General features: G+C 59.3%; 16 protein-coding genes and 1 pseudogene. 11 read left to right on the top strand and 6 right to left on the bottom strand.

All coding sequences use genetic code 11. The annotated features are described in order from the left end of the window. Nucleotides 1-13: 13 nt before the first annotated feature. The 4 genes from HBO23_RS15445 to HBO23_RS33880 are packed head-to-tail and all read left to right on the top strand — an operon-like array spanning nt 14 to nt 3,273. Complete coding sequence (locus tag HBO23_RS15445) at nt 14-868, top strand: transporter substrate-binding domain-containing protein (RefSeq protein WP_170037443.1); 855 nt, start codon at nt 14-16, stop codon at nt 866-868. Then, the gene (locus tag HBO23_RS15440; RefSeq protein WP_170037440.1) at nt 868-1,572 is read left to right on the top strand and encodes an ABC transporter permease subunit; all 705 of its coding nucleotides are present in this window, start codon (nt 868-870) and stop codon (nt 1,570-1,572) included. The genes HBO23_RS15445 and HBO23_RS15440 overlap by 1 nt, the downstream gene beginning before the upstream one ends. Before the next feature lie 7 nt (nt 1,573-1,579). Next, nucleotides 1,580-2,278 (top strand): ABC transporter permease subunit, encoded by a 699-nt coding sequence (locus HBO23_RS15435; protein WP_017138806.1) that lies wholly within the window; start codon nt 1,580-1,582, stop codon nt 2,276-2,278. Beyond that, nucleotides 2,275-3,273: a DMT family transporter gene (locus HBO23_RS33880; RefSeq protein ID WP_186616871.1), complete on the top strand. Its 999-nt coding sequence runs from the start codon at nt 2,275-2,277 to the stop codon at nt 3,271-3,273. Before HBO23_RS15435 ends, HBO23_RS33880 begins: the two co-directional genes overlap by 4 nt. Here HBO23_RS33880 and HBO23_RS15430 read toward each other — a convergent pair. Continuing rightward, nucleotides 3,229-3,774: pseudogene (locus HBO23_RS15430) on the bottom strand (TetR family transcriptional regulator C-terminal domain-containing protein); the annotation flags it as partial. The gene HBO23_RS33880 and the pseudogene HBO23_RS15430 overlap by 45 nt on opposite strands. Nucleotides 3,775-3,858: 84 nt before the next feature. Between HBO23_RS15430 and HBO23_RS15425 the strand changes: the two are divergent. Then, nucleotides 3,859-4,857 (top strand): succinylglutamate desuccinylase/aspartoacylase family protein, encoded by a 999-nt coding sequence (locus tag HBO23_RS15425; protein ID WP_170037437.1) that lies wholly within the window; start codon nt 3,859-3,861, stop codon nt 4,855-4,857. Between the two features lie 216 nt (nt 4,858-5,073). Continuing rightward, nucleotides 5,074-5,742, top strand: coding sequence for a DUF3313 domain-containing protein (locus HBO23_RS15420; RefSeq protein ID WP_099549737.1), 669 nt, complete (start codon nt 5,074-5,076; stop codon nt 5,740-5,742). Nucleotides 5,743-5,839: 97 nt separating this feature from the next. Here the strand turns inward: HBO23_RS15420 and HBO23_RS15415 are convergent, their stop codons facing one another. The 3 genes from HBO23_RS15415 to HBO23_RS15405 all read right to left on the bottom strand — a co-directional run bounded on the left by HBO23_RS15415 (nt 5,840) and on the right by HBO23_RS15405 (nt 11,618). Next, nucleotides 5,840-7,240 (bottom strand): DUF1254 domain-containing protein, encoded by a 1,401-nt coding sequence (locus HBO23_RS15415; protein ID WP_099549738.1) that lies wholly within the window; start codon nt 7,238-7,240, stop codon nt 5,840-5,842. Nucleotides 7,241-7,524: 284 nt separating this feature from the next. After that, a complete protein-coding gene (locus HBO23_RS15410) occupies nt 7,525-7,890 on the bottom strand; it encodes a response regulator (protein WP_170037434.1) in 366 nt (121 codons plus the stop codon). A 212-nt stretch (nt 7,891-8,102) separates the two neighbouring features. After that, nucleotides 8,103-11,618: a hypothetical protein gene (locus tag HBO23_RS15405; protein ID WP_170037431.1), complete on the bottom strand. Its 3,516-nt coding sequence runs from the start codon at nt 11,616-11,618 to the stop codon at nt 8,103-8,105. Nucleotides 11,619-11,883: 265 nt separating this feature from the next. On the opposite strand from HBO23_RS15405, the gene HBO23_RS15400 reads away from it, so the two are divergent. The 5 genes from HBO23_RS15400 to HBO23_RS15380 all read left to right on the top strand — a co-directional run bounded on the left by HBO23_RS15400 (nt 11,884) and on the right by HBO23_RS15380 (nt 18,451). Then, the gene (locus HBO23_RS15400) at nt 11,884-15,381 is read left to right on the top strand and encodes a response regulator (RefSeq protein ID WP_170037428.1); all 3,498 of its coding nucleotides are present in this window, start codon (nt 11,884-11,886) and stop codon (nt 15,379-15,381) included. A 15-nt stretch (nt 15,382-15,396) separates the two neighbouring features. Next, on the top strand, nt 15,397-16,212 hold the full coding sequence (locus HBO23_RS15395; protein ID WP_026013819.1) for a protein-glutamate O-methyltransferase CheR: 816 nt from the start codon (nt 15,397-15,399) through the stop codon (nt 16,210-16,212). After that, complete coding sequence (locus HBO23_RS15390) at nt 16,209-16,808, top strand: chemotaxis protein CheB (RefSeq protein ID WP_017138794.1); 600 nt, start codon at nt 16,209-16,211, stop codon at nt 16,806-16,808. The genes HBO23_RS15395 and HBO23_RS15390 overlap by 4 nt, the downstream gene beginning before the upstream one ends. Next, nucleotides 16,802-17,995: a hybrid sensor histidine kinase/response regulator gene (locus tag HBO23_RS15385; protein WP_017138793.1), complete on the top strand. Its 1,194-nt coding sequence runs from the start codon at nt 16,802-16,804 to the stop codon at nt 17,993-17,995. The genes HBO23_RS15390 and HBO23_RS15385 overlap by 7 nt, the downstream gene beginning before the upstream one ends. A gap of 78 nt (nt 17,996-18,073) precedes the next feature. After that, complete coding sequence (locus HBO23_RS15380) at nt 18,074-18,451, top strand: response regulator (protein ID WP_003217591.1); 378 nt, start codon at nt 18,074-18,076, stop codon at nt 18,449-18,451. A 26-nt stretch (nt 18,452-18,477) separates the two neighbouring features. On the opposite strand, the gene HBO23_RS15375 is transcribed toward HBO23_RS15380, so the two are convergent. After that, nucleotides 18,478-20,148 (bottom strand): ATP-binding protein, encoded by a 1,671-nt coding sequence (locus HBO23_RS15375; RefSeq protein ID WP_170037425.1) that lies wholly within the window; start codon nt 20,146-20,148, stop codon nt 18,478-18,480. After that, nucleotides 20,145-21,647, bottom strand: coding sequence for an ATPase domain-containing protein (locus HBO23_RS15370; RefSeq protein WP_017138791.1), 1,503 nt, complete (start codon nt 21,645-21,647; stop codon nt 20,145-20,147). Before HBO23_RS15370 ends, HBO23_RS15375 begins: the two co-directional genes overlap by 4 nt. Nucleotides 21,648-21,684 lie beyond the last annotated feature (37 nt).

Below are 21,684 nucleotides of genomic sequence, written 5' to 3'. Positions count from 1 at the left end.
GACGGGGCAAATCATGAAATGCAAACGCATGGCAACGTGGTTGGGCAGTGCAGTGTTGATGTTGACCGCAGGTTTTACCCTGGCGGCAGAAAAACCCATCGTGTTCGCGGTGGCGGCCGAACCCTATCCGCCGTTCACCGTAAAAGGCGGTAACGGCCAGTGGTCGGGCTTTGAAGTGGACCTGATCCACAAGCTGTGTGAAGGCATGAAAGCCGAATGTCAGATCAAGGAAGTGGCGTGGGACGGCATCATTCCGTCGTTGCTGGCGAAGAAAATCGACGTGATTTTCTCCTCGATGTCGGTCACCGATGAACGTGAAAAACAAATCGCCTTCAGCCGCGCCTATTACGATTCACTGCTGGGCGTGGCAGGCCCCAAAGGCGCTACGGTGGACATCACCCCCGAAGGCCTCAAGGGCAAGTTGATCGGCGTGCAGATCTCCACGGTCAGCGCCAACTACCTGAAGAAGTACTACGAGAACATTGCTGACCTCAAGTACTACGACACCCAGGAATCGGCGAATGCCGACCTGATCGCCGGGCGTATCGACTACATGATGGCCGACGACACCGCCATCGCCATGATGGTCAAGACCCCGGAAGCCAGCGGCCTGGCGCATATCGCCAGCGTGCCCTACGACCCGATCATCGGGCGTGGCGTCGGCGCTGGTTTGCGCAAGGAAGACACAGCGCTCAAGACACGCCTGGACAAAGCCATCGGCGAACTGCTGGTGAGCAAGGACTATGACGACTTGTCCCAGCACTATTTCGGCCTGTCGGTCAGCCCGTGCAAGCGCGGTGACACGCCGGCCTTTGTGAGCAAGACCTGTGACAGCCCCTATCAGCAAATCGCCCAGAAGACCGAATAATGCTCGATCTCCTCAGCTTTGGTGACCAAGGATGGGGCAACGCACTGCTCAAAGGGTTATGGATGACCCTGCAAATCTCCGTTGGCGCGTTTGCCGTGGGCTTGCTGATCGGCCTGGTGGTGGCCTGCGCCAAGCTCAGTGCGCCGCGCCCGATTGCGCTGTTGATGCGCGGGTACACCACGGTGTTTCGCGCGGTGCCGGAACTGCTGCTGATCCTGCTGCTGTATTACGCAGGCGCCATGGGCCTCAACGCGTTGATGCTGTGGCTGGGTTTTGCCCAGGTCAACATCAGCGGGCCGTTGGTGGCGATCCTGGTATTAGGGCTGGTACAGGGCGCCTATGCGTCAGAGATTTTCCGCGCGGCGATCCTGGCGATTCCCCACGGCCAGATCGAAGCGGCGCGGGCCTTTGGCTTGAGCGGCTTTGGCCTGTTTCGCCGGGTGACCTTGCCGATCATGGCGCCGTATGCGCTGGCGGGGATGTCCAACCTGTGGATCAACTTGATCAAGGACAGTGCCTTGATCAGCGTGGTCGGTACCAATGAGCTGCTGTACACCGCCAAGCAGGCGGCGGGTTCCACCCGTCATTACTTGCTGTTCTACCTCACGGCCGCCGCCTTGTATTACCTGGTGACGCTGGCTTCCAACTACCTGTCCGGACGCCTGGAACGACGTATTCGTCGCTGGATGCCGGTTGTCGAGTGAGGCGCGCATGCCTGAGTGGATAAGTTACTACGCCGGGCTGATCGCCAAGGGCTTGCAGACCACCTTGTCATTGCTGTTGATCAGCGCCGTGCTCGGTTTTGCCCTCGCGGTGCTGGTGGCCCTGGCGCGGTTATCACGGCGCAAATGGCTGGCGCGCGGTGCGCTGGCCTACACCAGTGTGCTGCGCGGTACACCGCTGCTGATCCAGATCTACATTTTCTACTACGGCCTGGGCAGCCTGTTTGCCCAGTTCCCGATGATCCGGGGCAGTTTTTTGTGGCCGTTCCTGCGTGACGGCTACTGGTACATCGTGTTCGCCCTGGTGTTGTCGGTGGGCGCCTACGTCGGTGAAGTGATTCGCGGTGGCCTGCTGGCGGTGCCCAAGGGCGAGATGGAAGCCGCTTCGGCATTTGGCATGACCCCGCGCCAGGCCCTGCTGCGGGTGCGCTTGCCACGGGCGATGCGTCTGCTGTTGCCGACCTTGGCCGGTGAGACGGTGATGCTGCTCAAATCCACCGCGCTGGCATCGACCATCGCCGTGGTCGACCTGCTGGGCGCGGCTAACGTCGTACGTGCGCAGACCTTGCAGATCTATCAACCCTTATTGTTGGTGGCCGGTGTTTACCTGTGCCTGACCTTCCTCATCGAGGGCGTCTACGCCATCGCCGAACGGCGCGGCACGCCGCTGCGCAGGTCGGCGGGATGAAACAGGACCGCGCGCTGCAAGGGATAGCCCTGTGCTCATTGGCCTACGCGTTTCTGGCGTTGCAGGACGCGGTGATCAAATGGCTGGTGGCCGATTATTCGGTGTTCAGCATTCTGTTCTGGCGCAGCCTGGTGGTGGTCGGTGCGTGCGTGATCGCCGGGCGCATGGGCTTGTTGCGTCGGGCGTGGAGCTCGGTGAGCCGCAAGCTGCTGATCATTCGTGGGCTGCTCTCGCTGCTGGCGTGGTTGCTGTATTACACCGCCGCCAAGGACCTGACCCTGGCGGAAATGACCACCTTGTATTTCTCCGCGCCGGTCATGGTCACGCTGCTGGCTGCGCTGATCCTCAAGGAGCGCGCCAGCCGTGGGCAATGGGTGGCGCTGATCATCGGGTTTGTGGGTGTGGTGATCGCCTGTCGCCCCAGCAACATGCTCGATCCAATGCCTATCGCGCTGACCCTGGCGGCCGCGTTGTGCTGGGCGTTCACCTATATCCAGCTGCGCCAGGTCGACCCGGCAACCTCGGTGCTGGAGCAGATGCTGATCACCAATGTGGTGTTCGTGGGTTGTATGGCGCTGACCTTGCCCTGGACCCACACGCCAGCGCCGACCCCCGCCTGGTTGGGGATGCTGGCCGCAGGTCTGGTCGGCGGCATAGGTCAGTTCCTGTTGTTTGCGAGTTTCCGCCGGGCCACGGCGACCTTGCTGGCGCCGTTCGAATACACCGGGTTGATCTGGGCGTTTTTGCTTTCGAGCCTGATCTGGGGCACGTCAATGGATGTGTCGCTGATCATCGGCGCCGTGTTGATCGCGGTCAGCGGCACCCTGGCCATGCTCAGCGCCCGCCACTCGGAATCACAAGATGTGGTCGGCGCCGAATGCTCCGTAACGCAACCCCTGTACCCAGCAACGACAGATGTGCAGCCCGTTGGCGGGGCTGAAAGTACCGGGGTTCAGACACCCCTCGAGCCAGAGCCCGTCGAGCATCGCCGATAGGCCAATGGCGGCCAGGTGGCTGTCGTGGATCAGCAGGTTTTCGCTGCGGGCCAGGTCGTCCAGCAGCTGTTGGATCAGCGCCAGGTAGGCGCGGTAGCTGTTTTCGTGGGACTGGTTTACGTGGGGCGAGTGGCGGATCAGGCTCCAGAACACCACCCACACGCCGAGCAGGTCGGGGTCCATCACCCGTGGCGAAAACGACGCGCTAAGAAACGCGTCCAGGCGCGCAGCGGCGCCTTCGGCCAGCTCGACTTGCGCCCATAACGCGCTGGTCAGCTCATTGGCGAGCTTGTGGTAAGTCTCGGCGATCAATGCGTCGATGCTGCCGAAATGGTGGTTGAGCAAACCCACCGAAACGCCGGCTTCGGCGGCAATGCGGCGCACGGAAATCCCGGCGTGGCCGTCACGGGCCAGGCAGGTAAGGGTCGCGGCAACCAATAAGTCGCGGCGTTCATCGGGGTCGGCGCGGCGCAGTTTGGGAGGGTCGATGGTCACGGGCATGCCTTTGATAAAAGACCAGGGTGCTCAGGTTAATTGAACGTGTGTTCAATCTCTAGCGATTAAATGATCAGAGGAGGGCAAGGCATGGCAAAAGACCTTTCGTGGCAGGTGCCAGGCGATGCCGGCAACACACTGCACATCGGCGCCTGGCGCTTTGAAGGCGACGGCAGTGGCCCCAAGGTGCACCTGCAAGCGGGTGTACACGCCGATGAAATCGCCGGAATGCTGGTGCTGCACCAACTGCTGCCGCGCTTGCAGGCATGCCAGGCCCAGGGCCGCCTGCGCGGCAGTGTGACCGTGGTGCCCCAGGCCAACCCCTTTGGCATTGGCCAGTTTCGCCAGGGCAAATTGCTCGGGCGTTTTCATGAGGCCACCGGGCAGAATTTCAACCGTGCTTTCGATCATTCCCTGGCCATGGAACGCCCGGCGAGCAACCTGGCGCACTGGCAAAAAAGTTTAGTGCAGTTGGCGTCCGACGCCGACCTGGTGCTGGACCTGCATACCGACGATGAGGCCTTGCCGTACCTTTACATTCATCGCAGTTTCTGGCCTGAACAAGGCCTGGCACTGGCGGCCGCGTTGCAGGTCGAGGTGGTGATTGTCTGGGATGAAGGCGGTGACGGCTCTTTTGAAGAAACCATCATCAACCATGGCACGCCGCGCTTGGCCGCGACTGTCGAATTGCGCGGGCAGGCCGATGTCAGCGATGCGCTCGCGCAACAAGACGCCGACGGGCTGTGGGCGTGGCTGTGCATCAATGGCGTGATTGATGAAGTCGCCACGATCAGCGAATGGCAGGGCGAAGTGGTGGACATGGGCTGCATGGAAACCGTCCTCGCGCCCTGTGCCGGCGTGCTGGTGTTTGAAAAAAGCCTGGGTGACCTGGTTGAAGAGGGCGAGCGTTTCGCGCGCATTATAGGCTGCCCTGGCGACCCGTCTTCGGAAGTGTTTTTGCAGGCAGCGCAAACCGGCCGCATGGTGACACGCCACCGTGAGCGCCGGGTGGCCCAGGGGGCGGTGGTGGCCAAATTCACTGGCACACGGTTGTCGGACAGCTACAGCGGCGGTGTGCTGGACCCTTAGATCCCCAGACCTACACATAACCCTTGTGGGCGCGGGCTTGCTCGCGAAAGCGGAGTATCTAGAGAAGGGCGTGTAGACTGACCCACCGCATTCGCGAGCAAACCCGCTCCCACAATTTACCCTCGTAATCGGCAACCAGGTCGCCTTCGATCAATGGATAAGTGGGCTATACCTACAGTTCAGGACCATCGACGATGACTGCCAGGGAGTTCAATGATGAAATCAAGGCTAATGATCAGCACGCTGTGCGTTGCAATCGCAATGCTCGGCTGTGCCAGCAAGGTAACGCAACCGGACGAATATTCAGGTTTTCTCGCGGACTACAGCCACCTCAAAGAGGCGAAGTCGCCTTCAGGGGCCGAGGTGATGCGTTGGGTTGATCCCGAGCTGAGTCTGAATAACTTCACGGCGGTGTTCATCGAACCGACGCAGTTTTACCCCAAGCCCCAAGCTACCGCGAAAATTCCCGACAGCACCCTCAACGGCATCAACACCTATTACAACCAGGCGCTCAAGCGTGAGCTGGCCAAATCGCTGCCGCTGGCCAACGCGCCAGGCCCAGGTGTGATCGTGGTGCGCGCGGCCATTACCGCCGTCAGCAGCAAGACCGAAAGTCTCAAGCCCTACGAGTATGTCCCTGTGGCGCTGGTGGCTGCTGCAGTGAGCACCGGCACCGGCATTCGTGACCAGGAAACCACCCTGGGCACTGAAGCGCAGTTCCTCGACGGTGGCAGCGGCAAAGTAATTGCCCAGGTGGTGCGCAAAGGCACCGGCAAGCCGTTGTCCAACGACTCGCAGGTGATGAAGGCCGATGACGTAAAAAGCGTGATTGACGGCTGGGCGTCGGACTTGCATCAGTCCTTTGTGAAGCTCAAAAAGCCCTGACTACTAACTGTGGCAAGGGCGCAAGCACCCTTGTTGGCCTGATGTCTTCAGGCGCGTGCCCGCCCTTGCGTACGGGCACGCTGCTTTCACCCGAGCGTTATTTAAGCGGGGTCAGTGGCGGCAGCTTCCATTGGCCATTCCCCACCTCAGGCTTGGGCAGGTAAATCCGCAGTACGGCGTAAAACGGACCGGGCGGGGCCGGCAACCAGTTGCTCTGTTCGGCCTTTGGCGGCTCGTGATGCTGCAAGGCCAAGGTCAGGCCACCGTCGGCGTCCAGCTTGAGGTTGGGCAGCATCGCTGAGTTGATCAGGTAGCGCTTCTTGAGGTTGGGCGCCAGCAGCTTGGTTTTGGCGTCGTACATGGTCAGCGACCAGAACGCTTCGGCCGGTGGCAGTTGGTCCTTGGCAAAGTGCACGGTGTAGCTGTGGCGTGCGCCGTTGGCCGGTTTGCCTTCGCTGTCGACGAAGTAGCTCATGTAGATGGCTTCGTCGGTGGAGTTGCCGAAAATCCCCATGTTTGCGCCGGCATAGCGGTACAGGTAGTTGTTTTTCAGGCGGTCACGGCTGCCGAACAGGTCGCTGCTGGTGACTTGGTGAGTGTCGATTTTGTCTTTCTTGAACGCGGCGAACTCAGCGCGGCCATCGGCAATCCCGTCTTCCAGGGCTTTGCGCTGTTCAGCGGTCAGGTCCTTGACCTTGAAGGGCGCGCCGGGGGCGATACCGATCCTGGCAAAGCGCGTCATCAGGTCTTTCTCGCTGTCCTGAGGCGCGGCAAAGGCCAGCATGAAGTTGAGGTAGCGAAACAGCTGCGGGCCTTCGGTCATGGTTGCCATGGGTTTGGGCCATTCGATCTTCGCTACTTTGGCCGGCGCAGGCTGTTTCACGTAGGCACTCAGCGGCTGCACTTTGTAGCCATTCTGGATCTGCTTGACCTTGTTCAAGTCCTTTTCATCAAACAGCTGCGTGCGGTACAGCGCATAGGCAATGTTGCTTTCGCTGTAGATCACGCGATCGACGTCGACAGGTTGCTGACCTTTCCAGTCCGGCCCGGCGATCATGTAGTGGCCACCATTGTTGCCGGTGCTGCGGGTGCCCAGGTAGGCGATGTTCTGGGTGTATAGATCGATCAACTGCACCGAGTAGTAACGGTTGTCTTCAATCTTGGGCAGGGTCAGCACCAACGGCTCTTTGCGCAGGTCCATCCACACGAAAGAGTAGGGTGTGTCCGAGTTCGGGGTGACGAATGCGGTGTCCCTGGGTGTGAACACCTGGGCGGTGTTGCCGATATGATTGAACGGTGCCTTGTAGTTGGCACCGCCTTTATCAACGGCCTGGGTGTAGAGCGTCTTGTACATCTCCACTACCGGGTAGCCATACAGGTAGGCTTCCTTGGCAATGGCCCGGGCTTCAGTCGGGGTCGCCGTGAAATCGGCCCAGGCGCCGGTGCTCATGAGTATCGAGAGGCTCGCCAACAGCAGACGCGTCGGTTTTCCAATCATGTTGTTGCGTCCTTCCTGAGTGCTTTTTAGAGGGCGTGGGATCAAAGCCCAGAGTTTCCTGTTTTATTGGCCGAACGTCACGTTAATCCCTGCAAACAACGTGAACTGAGTGACTCCGTCGGCCTTGCGTGCCACTGTCCATGGCGGTTCGTCAAAAGCGCCAAGGATATGACTGCCGGCTTTCCAGGCCGTGCCCGTGCCCAGTCGATGGGAATGCAGTGGATGTGGGGGTGTTCACGGTTTTGAGCGCCGCAGTTGTGGGCATTGCCTGTGAGGCAGTGCCCTCAAGCGGCAGGCAACATCGATTTGACCTTGTCACGCAGTTGATCAATGGAGAACGGCTTGGCAATTACCTGCATACCTGCGGGTACGTCGATGTTTTCGGCATAGCCGCTGGCGAACAGGATCGGCAGGCTAGGGCGAAGCACGCGTACTTGGGTGGCCAGATCCTTGCCGCTCATGCCTGGCAGGCCCATATCGGTCATCATCAGGTCGATATGCTTGTCGGCATCTTCAGCCAACTTGAGGGCCTCTTCGGCGTCTGCAGCCTCAAACACCGAGAACTCCAACTCTTCGAGTACATCGACGATCAGCATGCGCACGATGGCGTCGTCTTCGACTACAAGGATGGTGGAGGGGGCAGCGCACATAGGGGGAATTCCTGAAAAATGGAAGGGCAGGTGTCTGTCGGTTGTAAGACCGTTCTCTACTGAGTCACGGCCATCTCGGCAAGTTCCATTGGTGGGGCATTGTGAAGGGAAAGGGGGCAAATGTCGCGTGGCATGGAGGCGGTGTGCTGAGCGGGCAATGCGTCAATGACACGCTACAAGCGGGCCATTGACACCAGGGGGGCAAGCGAAAGTCAAAGTGTGGTGTTAAACAGGGCATACGGTTTGTTGTAGGGCACCGTCATAACAAAGTCTCCATCACTGAATTCGCTGATGTGGTACTCCGGCACACCTTTGGTCACAGCCACTGGATCAAGGGTGCCCGCCGTCTTCCCGCTGTTCAAGGAGACTTCCAAGCCTTTTCGCATTGAGGCTTCATTTGGAAAAGTTGCAAGACCGAAGTTTGGATTAAAGAAAAACCATTCCTTCTGGTTGTTTTTATCGAGCGTGACGCCCGCCAGAAGCCCATGGTTCTGGGTGCTGATCTTCAGGAGCGTGGGAGGGCTTGCGGTACTTAAACGCGCAGCAACGTCGGTATACGGCACTTGGCTGACGCGTTGAATACCGTGAAACTGTTCGCGGAGCACCTGATGCATTTCGTTCAGCTCTTTGCGAAAGGCCCGAACCTTGGTGTCGTTAGCATTCCTGGCGGCTTTGAAAAAGTTATTGATGAAGGCGTCCCTGCGGTTGTTAAGAATGGCCAGCGCCATCGTATTCACCAGGGCTGCACACTCACCATTGGACGCCAGGTCAGTTTGGCTGAGATAGAAGTTCTGCGGCATGATGTAGGCCTTGCCACCTTCGGCCAGTACTTCCGCTTCAAACGTCTTGAAGCTCTCAAGACTCTGGATCGCCATGCGCTTTTCTATCTCTTTGGCCAATGTGCCGATGGCTTCGGGATTCCCGGCCTTGCTGACGGCCAAGCTTTTTATCTGCGAGACCCTCATGCTCGAGTGATAGCCCGGGATATCGTCGACAACCCCGGAAAGACCTCGAGCGTAAGCAACTGGGTTGCTTTGTTGCGCTGCCTGTAAGGCTTGCCTGAACTGATCTCCGGTTGCCTGTGGTACGGGAGCCACATAAGTGGCCAGCCAATCTATGAAGTTGTTGTTTATTTCACCATTGGCCGCGACGGTTACAGGTTTGAAATCGGTGAGCCCGGTACCATACGGTTGTTGCGTGCCAGGGTTATAGCTATACCACTTGCCCTTTTGAAACACCGCCGCCTCTTCAACAACCCGCCCTGTACGTTTGAAGGTCCCCGTCGCCACTATGCCGTGGGTATTACTGGCTGCCTTGAGCGCGCTGATAGCATCGGCACCTTTGGACAACAGGTAATTGCCGCCTTTACCCAATAGCTTGAGGCCTCCAACCGCCAAATCACCCAAACCACTCACGGGGTTGAGCAGGCCGAGCGTGGAGGCGCCGATAATCTGGACGGCCTTTAACCCCTTGGCGCCCGTGGAAAGAGCCGAGCCGCCTATCTTGATCAATTTTCCTGCGGTGGCGGCACCGGCACTCAGGAACCCGAAGATATCCAGTGTCAGGTCGAATATTCCATCGCCATAGTTGCCGTTCTGGAAGTTGATGACAGCTGATCTGAAAGGAATCAGATTTAACAGGAAATTACTCAGTGGTTTTGGCCCGCCCTGCAATGTATCCAGGGTGGTCTGGCCGCGCGCCTGTTCTTTTATCGCGGGGTCGTCAAGTTCAAGGTGTTCGGCAAATACTGTGCCTATGCGATGGGAGCGCTCGCTATTGAAGCTATCCAAGGGGCCGTCCTTTACCGGTTGCTCCGTGCTCAGACGACTGTCTGCCCCCTCGAGCTTGACCTGATTGACGGTAAATACCCTGTTGGCAATCATTGGCTTGGGTTGCGTGATCCTGGACAGCGGCACCTCTTCAATCGTGCCGCGGTTCAGGTCGATTTCGTAGGTAGTTATCTGCCCCTCCAGCTCAACCTTGACCAACAGTTCCGGTTGATTTTTATCTGGCGTGCTGCCCCAGAAGCCGGTCGACAGCCTGGATGTGCGCTCATAAAAAAACTCGAGCTTCCCGAAATCGAATTTTTCTCGGTCCTCTACGAGAAGTTGGGAGATCATGTGCTGAACGGTCGTAGCGACCGCGTCCTTTTTATCAGCGATTGCGCGTGCAAATTGCTGATCGAACGCCTCCTGGACGCCAAACCTTGGGTTACTGTTCAAGGCTTCCAATGGGATACGCGGGTCAGTTGACATAAAGGGGCGCAGATTCGGCATGTCCATCATGGCGATGTCCAATAGCGAATGCATGCCGCCCAGCCCGACTTGACCAGGCTCCCCGCGATACGGGTCTGTACCGAGCACCTTCAAGTCGAAAAGCGCTCCGAGGTCGCCAAATCGCTCGATGAGCTTGGTCCGCGCAATACCTTCTCGCGTGGGTAGTGCTTTGTCCAATGTCTGGCTGGCAACCAACCGCTTGCTGACTTGTCTGTTGAATGCATCCTTGAGGGTATTGAGTCGTTCGGGGCTATAGCTGTCCTCTGCATTTGCAACGAATACACCGTTGGCGACTCCCCAATCCACCAGTGCGCGGGTCTGAGCGTGCGCATTCGCAGCCGATGGTGCACATTTTTGTGCATCGCACATGACCTCGGCAAAGGTCATATTGGCGACGGTACCTGGCCGCTCGGCTTCGATAGCCGCGGCCGCAACCGTCAGGTTGAACCACGCCACGCTGCCGATTTTTACACTGTCGGGAATATCTTTAATCAGAAACTGCGGCGCTACCCTGGACAGCAACAGATGGGTAGCGAGTTTGACCGTGCTGGAATTGGCGCGGCCATTTTTCTCAAGATGGCGGCTCAAACACGCCGTAACCTCTGAGGGTCGCTGCCCCCAGTGATCAGGGGCATGCAAAGGCCATTCGGCGATTTTGTTGCGCTCAGGTGCCCTGAGTGACTCCGGGTCGAGCCCCAGGTGAATCGCCGCTAATACGTAGTCGTAGAGGCTGTTGTCCGTGGCCGCGCCCTGCAGGTGGGCCTGCAAAGCCAGGCCGAGTGCTCGGGCCTTAGGCGAGTCGAGCAGCTTTTGCATCGTCACGGTCGGGTCTTGCAAGTCGCTTTGGCTGACCGAACTGCCGCTCAGCAGATAGGTCAGTACGCCATTGCCATGGGGTGGCAACGGCAAACCTGGCAAACCTGTTGTGTCGGATTTGAGGAAGGCGCGAATGCTGTGCTGGTCCGCCTTCGCCATGGGAATTGGCCAGGTGAGAGCGCCACCGAAATCACCCAGGGGGTGCTGTAAGGCCTTTTGCTCCAGTTTCTGCGCGAGTGCCGCCATCTCATCGACCGTGCGCGGCAGTTCAAAACCCAAGTGCGTGATCACTGTCGCCAGGGTTTGCGCTGCCGGCTGCACGTGGGCGTACGCCGAGTCTTTATGGGGCGTCAGACGACTATTGCTCAACCCGAATGAGACATTGTCCGGGGTAACGGGCTTGCCATACGTCCGGGTATCAATGCCGCGCAGTTGCTCGGCCAGGTTGCGCAGGTTCTGCTGGTCTGCCAGTTGTGTGCGCAAGGTGGCGGGGGCAGGTGTTTGACCCGCGCGTGGGGAATCTGAGGCGGTCGTAGTGAACGTGTGTGAAGCGTCTTGCGCAACCGGCGCGGGAGCTTCGACGACAAAGGCGCTGGGGTTGTCTGCCAGTGTGCGGGTAGGGGCGGTTATGCTCATTGGGGGTACCTTGGGGGGCAAAAAAGACGCCTTCCAAAAGATCTTCCGTGTTCGTGAGGCGCTGTCCTGAGTGCCGCAACCCTTCACCTACGTTCCGCCGCATCTGTATGCACGTATGTAAGGGGTCTGATGAAACCGGCCCGAATTGGCGTGTAACTCACTCGCAGCCTGTAGGCCAGCGCTTCAAAACAACGCACAAACATAGCCTTGCCCCCTGATATTCGGGCAAACTCCCCCTTTTTCCGCACTTGGCCAAGGCATGCCCATGACTCCCGCGTCGTCCGTCGATGAAAAGAGCTTCCGTACCCTGTTGAGCCGAAACGTCGCGTTACCCTTGGGCGTCGGCGTGCTCAGCGCGGTGTTTTTCGTCTGCCTGATCACTTATTTGCTGTCGGTTATCCAGTGGGTGGAGCACACCGACCGGGTTATCAATAACCTCAATGAGTCATCCAAGCTGACGGTGGACCTGGAAACCGGCCTGCGTGGCTTTCTGATCACTGGCGACGAGCATTTCCTCGACCCTTACGAAGTGGCCAAGCCCCGCATCATTGGTGACCTGCGCAACCTGCAGGAGCTGGTGGCGGACAACCCACAGCAGGTCGACCGCCTCAAGCGTCTGGAGTCCATGCAATACGAGTGGAACAAGTACGCCCAATCGATGATCGACTTGCAGCGCAGCAGTGGCGATTACCGCGGGGCGGTGCAGGCCGGCCGCGGCAAGAGCCTGACCGACGCGATTCGCAACGAATACACGGATGCGGTGGCGATGGAGCAAGCGTTCCGTGTCACGCGCAATGCCGATGTCACCCGCACCACGATCATCAGCGTGACCTTGTACCTGGCCTTCGTGCTTGGACTGAGCGGTTTTCTGGCCTACATCGGTAGAAAGAATTTAATTGCATTATCAGAGAGTTACAGCGCAAACCTCGCGTCACAACAGAAGATCGCCCGGCGCCTGGAGCAACAAGCCTGGCTGCGTAACGGCCAGACCGAACTGGCCGAACAGGTGCTCGGCCAACTGACGCTGAACATGCTTGGGCGCAATATCCTGCAGTTTTTCGCCCAATACATGGGCTCGGCGGTAGCGGCGCTGTATGTGCGCGAAGAGCACGGCGGCCTCAAGCGCGTGGCCACCTACGGCTTCTCCCGTGAGCAGGAGCAAAAAGAGCAGGCGATCTACAGCGACGAGGGCATCGTCGGGCAGGCCGCCCAGCTTGATCGCCTGATTCGCCTGGATGATGTGCCGGTGGATTACTTCAAGGTCAGTTCCGGCCTGGGCGAAGGTTCGACCCGCAGCGTACTGGTGGTACCGACCAGCGACGATGATCGCGTCAACGGCGTGATCGAACTCGGCTTCCTGCGCCCGTTGGATGATCGTGACGTCGAGCTGCTGGAGCTGATTGCCGGCAATATCGGCACCTCCATCGAAGCGGCGCGCTATCGCCAACGCCTGCAGGAAGTGCTCGCCGAAACCCAGCAGCTCAACGAAGAGCTGCAAGTGCAGCAGGAAGAACTCAAAACCGCCAACGAAGAGCTCGAAGAACAGTCACGTATCCTCAAGGAGTCCCAGGCCCATCTGGAAACCCAGCAGGCTGAGCTTGAGCAGACCAACGAGCAACTGGCCGAACAGACCCAGACCCTGGCCGAACAGCGCGACGCCATGGATCGCAAGAACGTCGAGTTGAACAAGGCTCAACTGGAACTGGAAGACCGTGCCGACGAGCTGCAGCGCTCCAGCAAGTACAAGTCCGAATTCCTCGCCAACATGTCCCACGAGCTGCGCACGCCGCTCAACAGCTCGTTGATTCTGGCCAAATTGCTCGCCGAGAACCCGCAGGAAAACCTCAGCACCGAGCAGGTCAAGTTTGCCGAGTCGATCTATTCGGCGGGCAACGACCTGTTGAACCTGATCAACGATATTCTGGATATTTCCAAGGTCGAAGCCGGCAAGCTGGAAATGCGCCCGGAAAACTCCAGCGTGGCGCGCCTGGTCGATGGCCTGCGCGGGATGTTCGAGCCGCTGGCGGCTGACCGCAAGCTGGGCTTCCAGGTGGACATTCAAGCGGATGCGCCGCCGATGCTGTTCACCGACCGCCAGCGCCTGGAGCAGATCCTCAAGAACCTGCTGTCCAACGCGGTCAAGTTTACCGAGCAGGGTGATGTCAGCCTGTCGGTATCCCGTGCACTAGGGGAGGGCGTAGCCTTTACCGTGCGCGACTCGGGCATTGGCATCGCGCCAGACCAGCAGGAAAGTATCTTCGAAGCCTTCCGCCAGGCCGATGGCACCACCAACCGCCGTTACGGCGGCACCGGGCTGGGCCTGTCGATCTCCCGTGATCTGGCGACCTTGCTCGGCGGCTATATCAGCGTGACCAGCGAACCGGGCAAGGGCAGCGTATTCACCCTGGTACTGCCGGAGCAATATGTAGAGCGCGAGGAAGGTGCCGCGCCGATCGAGCCGCCGCGCCAAGTGGTGGCGGCACCTGCACCCAAGCCCATCGCGATCTCGCCGCTGCCGGTGGCCGATGCCAAGCAGATTCCGCGCTTTGCCGACGACCGCGACAAGGCACCGTTCGCTACCCGCTGCATCCTGGTGGTGGAAGATGAACCCAATTTCGCCCGCATCCTTTACGACCTGGCCCACGAACTGGGCTACAACTGCCTGGTCGCCCACGGCGCAGACGAAGGCTACAGTCTGGCCGAGGAGTACATCCCGGACGCGATTCTGCTGGACATGCGCCTGCCCGACCATTCCGGGCTGACCGTGTTGCAACGCCTCAAGGAGCACGCCAATACCCGCCACATTCCCGTGCATGTGATCTCCGTTGAAGACCGCGTCGAAGCCGCCATGCACATGGGCGCCATCGGTTATGCGGTGAAGCCGACCACCCGCGAAGAGCTCAAGGACGTGTTTGCGCGCCTGGAAGCCAAGCTGACCCAGAAGGTCAAGCGCGTGTTGCTGGTGGAGGACGATGACCTGCAGCGCGACAGCATTGCCCGCCTGATCGGCGACGATGACATCGAAATCACCGACGTCGGCTACGCGCAGGCCGCCTTGGACCTGCTGCGCACTAACGTCTACGACTGTATGATCATCGACCTCAAGCTGCCGGACATGCTCGGCAATGAGCTGCTCAAGCGCATGGCCACCGAGGATATCTGCTCGTTCCCGCCGGTGATCGTGTACACCGGGCGTAACCTGACCCGCGATGAAGAAGCCGAGCTGCGCAAGTATTCGCGCTCGATCATCATCAAAGGCGCGCGCTCACCTGAACGCTTGCTGGACGAAGTGACACTGTTTCTGCACAAAGTCGAATCCCAGCTGTCCCATGACCGCCAGAAGATGCTCAAGACCGCCCGCAGCCGCGACAAGGTCTTCGAGGGGCGCAAGATCCTGCTGGTCGACGACGATGTGCGCAACATCTTCGCCCTGACCAGTGCCCTGGAGCACAAAGGCGCGGTGGTGGTGATCGGGCGTAACGGTCATGAAGCCATCGACAAACTCAATGAAGTCGAGGACATCGACCTGGTGCTGATGGACGTAATGATGCCGGAGATGGACGGTTACGAGGCGACTGCCTTGATCCGCCAGGACCCACGCTGGAAGAAACTGCCGATTATTGCAGTGACGGCCAAAGCCATGAAGGACGATCAGGAACGCTGCCTCGCGGCGGGCTCCAACGATTACCTGGCCAAGCCGATTGACCTGGACCGGCTGTTCTCGCTGATTCGCGTATGGCTGCCAAAGATGGAACGCATTTAAGTGGAGCAAGTTTTCTTGGAAAAAAGCAGCGACATTGAGCTGCGCCTGCTGATTGAGGCGATTTACCTCAAGTACAGCTACGACTTTCGCGACTATTCCGGCGCGTCCGTCAAGCGCCGCGTGGCCCACGCACTGCGCCAGTTCGATTGCGCGACCATTTCTGCGCTGCAGGAGCGGGTGTTGCATGATCCGACGGCGTTCATGCAGTTGCTGCAGTTTCTGACGATCCCGGTGAGCGAGATGTTTCGCGACCCGTCGCACTTTCTGGCGATTCGCCGGGAAGTGGTGCCGCTGCTCAAGACCTACCCCTCGATCAAAATCTGGATCGCCGGGTGCAGCACGGGCGAGGAGGTGTACTCCATGGCGATCCTGCTGCGCGAAGAGGGTTTGCTGGAGCGCACCATCATTTACGCCACGGACATCAACCCGGCGTCCCTGGACAAAGCCAAGCAAGGGATTTTCTCCCTGGAGAACGTGCGTGCGTACACTGCCAATTATCAGCAGGCGGGCGGCCAACGTTCATTTGCCGACTACTACACAGCGGCTTACGATTACGCGATCTTCGACAAGACGCTGCGCGAGAACGTGACCTTTGCCGATCACAGCCTGGCAACCGATAGCGTCTTCTCAGAAACTCAGTTAATTTCATGTCGCAACGTACTGATTTATTTCAATAAAAAGCTTCAGGATCGAGCGTTTGGGTTGTTTCATGAATCGCTGTGCCATCGCGGCTTCCTGGTGCTGGGCAGTAAGGAAACCCTGGATTTCTCCGCCTACAGCAAGCAATTCGAACCCTTGGTCAAACAGGAACGGATCTACCGAAAATCATGAGCGAGGCCGCAACTAACCCGCCACGCGGGATTGAAGCCATCGTCGTCGGCGCCTCCGCCGGCGGTGTTGAGGCGTTGCTGACGATTTTTGGTACGTTGCCTGACACCTTCAGTTTGCCGATTATTGCCGTGTTGCACCTGCCGGATGAGCGCCGCAGCCAGCTGGCCGAAGTCTTTGCGCGGCGCCTGAGCATTCCGGTGCAAGAAGCACGCGACAAGGAAACGATTACGCCAGGCACCCTGTATTTCGCCGGCCCCGGCTATCACCTGTCGGTAGAAAGCGACCGTAGCCTGTCGATGAGCCAGGAAGACCGCGTGCACCATTCGCGGCCGGCCATCGATTACCTCTTCGCCTCGGCTGCCGACACCTACGGCAACAGCCTGCTGGCGATTCTGCTGACCGGCGCCAACCAGGATGGCGCGCGTGGCCTTGCCCACGTCAAAGACTCGGGTGGCACCACCATCGTCCAAGAGCCCACAGAAGCACGTATCGCCGTGATGCCCTTGGCGGCGCTGGCCTTGCACACACCTGATCATATTCTCACCTTGAGCCGGATTGGCTCACTGCTGGCTTCCCTGGAATCTTCCCCATGTTAAGTACTGTCCAGGCCAAACTGCTGATCGTCGACGATCTGCCGGAAAACCTGCTGGCCCTTGAGGCGCTGATCAAGCGCGAAGATCGGCAGGTTTTCAAGGCCTTGAGCGCTGACGAGGCCTTGTCACTGTTGCTGGAGCATGAGTTCGCCATGGCGATTCTCGATGTGCAGATGCCCGGCATGAACGGTTTCGAGCTGGCCGAACTGATGCGCGGCACCGAAAAGACCAAGAACATCCCGATTGTGTTCGTCAGCGCCGCCGGCCGCGAACTCAACTATGCCTTCAAAGGCTATGAAAGCGGTGCGGTGGATTTTTTGCACAAGCCGCTGGATATCCATGCGGTGAAAAGCAAGGTCAATGTGTTCGTCGACCTGTACCGCCAGAGCAAGGCCATGAAACAGCAGGTCGAAGCCCTGGAGCGCAGCCGCCGCGAGCAGGAGCTGCTGCTGACGCGCCTGCAGGCCACCCAGGCAGAGCTTGAACAGGCCGTGCGCATGCGTGACGACTTCATGTCGATCGTCGCTCACGAAGTGCGCACACCGCTTAACGGGCTGATTCTGGAAACGCAGCTGCGCAAGATGCACCTGGCTCGGGATAACGCCGCCGCGTTTACCCTGGACAAGATGCACGCCATGGTTGACCGCGACGAGCGTCAGATCCAGAGCCTTATCCGTCTGATCGAGGACATGCTCGACGTGTCGCGCATCCGCACCGGCAAATTGTCGATTCGTCCGGCGCGCTTCGACCTGGCGCAACTGGTGCGCAACCTGGTGAAAAACTTCGCCCCGCAAGTGGCATCCGCCGGTTCTTCGATGCACCTGGTTGCCGATGAACCTGTGGAGGGCAATTGGGATGAGTTCCGTATTGAGCAAGTGGTCACCAACCTGCTCACCAACGCTTTGCGTTACGGTGCCAAAAGCCCAGTGGATGTGCGTGTGTACACCGAGCACGGTGAGGCGCGCGTCGAGGTGCGTGACCGTGGCATCGGCATCAGCGCAGACAACCAGAAGCGCATTTTCCAGCAATTCGAACGCGTTTCGGCCAGCCATGTAGCGGCAGGCCTGGGCTTGGGGCTGTTTATTTCCGAGCAGATCGTGACGGCCCATGGCGGCACCATCGAGGTGGAAAGCCAGATAGGCGAGGGCGCGTTGTTCAGGGTGTGCCTGCCACTTGGCGAGCCGCAATGAAATCAATCGTCGCCTCGACGCAACCTCTGCGTGACCCCATGGTCGTACTTGCAGCAACTGACCGGACAAAGGCTTCCCATGAGTGAAGATGCACAAGATGTCGTACTGATCGTCGAAGACGACGAATCCATTATGTTTGTGCTGGGTGAATACCTGGCAGGCCTGGGCTACCGGGTGCTGAAGGCGATCGATGGGGAGCAGGCCTTCGAGATTCTGGCGACCAAGCCGCACCTGGACCTGATGGTCACGGATTACCGCCTGCCGGGCGGGATTTCCGGGGTGCAGATCGCTGAGCCTGCGATCAAGCTGCGACCTGAATTGAAAGTGATCTTTATCAGCGGTTACCCGCAAGAAATACTCGACTGCAACAGCCCGATCACGCGCAACGCGCCAATCCTGGCCAAGCCGTTTGATCTGGACACCTTGCAAGAGCATATCCAGCGCCTGCTGGCCTGAAGCAATAGGGCTGCCTCGCAGCAGCCCTATTGCTTGATCATCTCACGCACCTTGGCCGTCAGCAGGTCGAAGGTGAACGGCTTGGTGATCAGTTGCATCCCTGGGTCCAGGAACCCGCCGCGCACCGCCGCATGCTCGGCGTAGCCAGTGATAAACAATACCTTGAGCTCCGGGCGCAATTGCCGCCCGATTTCTGCCAGCTGTCGCCCGTTCATGCCGGGCAAGCCCACATCACTGATCAACAGGTCAATGCGTTGGTCGGATTCGATGATCGGCACGGCGGTATTGGCATCGCCAGCCTCGACAAAGGCATAGCCCAATTCCTTGAGCACTGCGCTGACCAGCACGCGTACGGCGGCGTCGTCTTCGACGATCAATACTGTCTCACCGGCATTGGCGAATGGCAGCAGTGCCGGGTTGGTGACGGCGTCCGCGACGCGCTCACCGATAAAACGCGGCAGGAACAGGCTGACTGTCGTGCCCTTGCCGACTTCACTATGGATGGTGACATGGCCATGGGATTGGCGGGCAAAGCCGTAGATCATCGACAAGCCGAGGCCGGTGCCCTGGCCGATTGGCTTGGTCGTGAAGAACGGGTCGAAGACGCGACCCAACAGACTTTCGGGAATACCACAGCCGGTGTCGCTGACGCTCAGTTCCACGTAATCGCCTGGCAGCAAGGTGCCATAGGCGGCCGTGAACACATTGTCGAGGTGGCGGTTGGTGGTCTCAACGGTCAGGCTACCGCCGCTGGGCATGGCATCGCGCGCATTGATCACCAGGTTGAGCAGGGCGCTTTCCAGCTGATTGGGGTCGGCCTCGGCGGTCCAGAGTTCATCGGTCAGACGCATGTCCAAGGCGATGCTTTCATTGATACTGCGTTGCAGCAGTTCACCCATGGAACTGACCAACTGGTTGATCTCTACGGGTTTGGGGTCCAGCGACTGGCGCCGTGAAAACGCCAGCAAGCGGTGGGTCAGGCCGGCAGCGCGGTTGGCCGAGGTCACGCCCAAGTCGATCAAGCTGTCCAGGTCGTCCAACTTGCCGCGGGCCACCCGCCTGCGCAGCAGCTCCAGGCTGCCGATAATGCCGGTGAGCATGTTGTTGAAGTCATGGGCGATACCGCCGGTCAACTGGCCGACGGCCTCCATTTTCTGTGACTGGCGCAGCGCATCTTCGTTGTTGCGCAGTTGCGCCGTGCGCTCTTCAACCTGCTGCTCAAGGGTTTCCAGGGTGCGTTGCAGGCGCAACTCGCTCTCGCTCAAGTCGATCAGGCGGTCACGCGCTTCGTATTGCCGGCGCCGGCCGCGCAGGGCCGCGCTCACCAGACTGATCAGGGTTACTGGATGGAAAGGGCGCTCCAGGAAGGTCACGTTGCCCAGCAGGCCACTCAGGTGGGATGAGCCGTTCTGTTCACGGCCGCCATGGTGGGTCATCAGCACGATGGGCAAATCGGACCAGGCCGGCTGCTCATGCAGGTAATGCAGCAGGGGCTCCAGATCGACACCGCGCAGGGCTTCAGCGGCAATCACCAACATACCGACGCCTTGCCCAAGTGCTTCGCAGAGTTCAGTCAGGTTCCCGGCAACCATGCCGGTGTAGCCGGCTTCCTTGAGCATCATCAGCGCCAGGGAGCCGTCACGGCCCAGTGGCGCGAGAATAATTGCGCGCTCGGAGAGGGGAGAAAGGCCGGTCACACGCCCTCTTCCTTGAGCAGTGGGGAACCGGCGCCCATATAAGTCGGGATACCGCGCAGTACGCCCTGGAAGTTGTCGAGCGGCTCGCCCACTGTCAAACCACTGCCGCCGATACGGTATTCACGAATGGTGGACTCGTGGCTGCCGGTACGTTTCTTGATGATCGAAATGGCCCGGCGAACCTTGCCGAGTGCTTCGAAATAACGCAACAGGATCACGGTATCAGCCAGGTAAGTAATATCGACGGGGGCCTGCATGTCGCCTACCAACCCATGTTGGGCCACCGTCATGAACGTCGCCGCGCCGCGACGGTTCAGGTACAGCAGCAACTCATGCATATGCAGGATCAGAGAGTTTTCCTCAGGCATCGCCGCCTGGTAGCCGTTGATACTGTCGATGACCACGGTTTTGATCCCGCGTTCATCGACGCAACGCCTGACTCGGTGGGAGAATTCGCCAGGTGACAGCTCTGCCGCATCCACCTGCTCGATCAGCAGGTTGCCGGTGTCTTGCAGCGCAGCGAGGTCGATACCCATATTTTTCATGCGTTCGAACAACAGGCCCAGCTCTTCATCGAAAATAAACAGCGCAGCTTTTTCGCCACGCGACACTGCGGCGGCGGCAAATATCATCGAGATCAAGGATTTGCCGGTTCCGGCCGGGCCGAGGATAAGCGTGCTGGAGCCGGTTTCTACGCCGCCGCCCATCAAGGCGTCCATTTCACGGATGCCACTGCTCAAAGTCTGACGCACGTAACCACCACGATGCTCGGCGGCCACCAGGCGCGGGAACACGTGGATGCCGTCTTGCATGATGGTGAAGTCGTGAAAGCCACCACGGTATTTCTGGCCACGGTACTTCACCACGCGGATGCGGCGGCGTTCAGCGCCGTAGGTGGGCGTCAACTCTTCCAGGCGAATCACGCCGTGGGCCACGCTGTGCACGGTTTTATCCAGGGATTCGGTGGTCAGGTCGTCAAGCAGCAGTACGGTGGCGTCGTAGCGCACAAAGTAGTGTTTGATCGCCAGGATCTGGCGGCGATAGCGCAGCGAGCTTTGCGCCAGCAGGCGGATTTCCGAAAGGCTGTCGACCACCACGCGAGTGGGCTTGATCCGTTCCACCACTTCAAAAATCTGCCGGGTTGCCTCACCCAGCTCCAGGTCGGAGGAATACAGCAGGCTTTGCTGGTGCTCGGCGTTGAGCAGGCTTTCTGGCGGGGTTAGCTCGAAGATGTGAATGTTGTCGTCCAGGTCCCAGCCGTGGGACTTGGCGCCCTGACGCAACTCGCGTTCGGTTTCTGACAGGGTGATGTACAAGGATCGCTCACCGTTTTTCGCGCCGGCTTGCAGAAAGTGCAGCGCTACGGTGGTTTTCCCGGTGCCGGGTTCGCCTTCCAGCAGGAACAGGTGGCTGCGTGATAGCCCCCCGGAAAGAATGTCATCAAGACCTTCGATGCCGGTGGCCGCCTTTTCACTGAACAGCTCTTTGGATGTAGACAAGAAGTGCCCTCGGGTCACGTACAAGTAAAGGGAGGCG

The organism is Pseudomonas sp. WS 5532 (assembly GCF_012985445.1).
GTDB classification, from domain to species: Bacteria; Pseudomonadota; Gammaproteobacteria; order Pseudomonadales; family Pseudomonadaceae; genus Aquipseudomonas; species Aquipseudomonas edaphica.
This window is presented reverse-complemented; position numbering and strand designations above follow the sequence as displayed.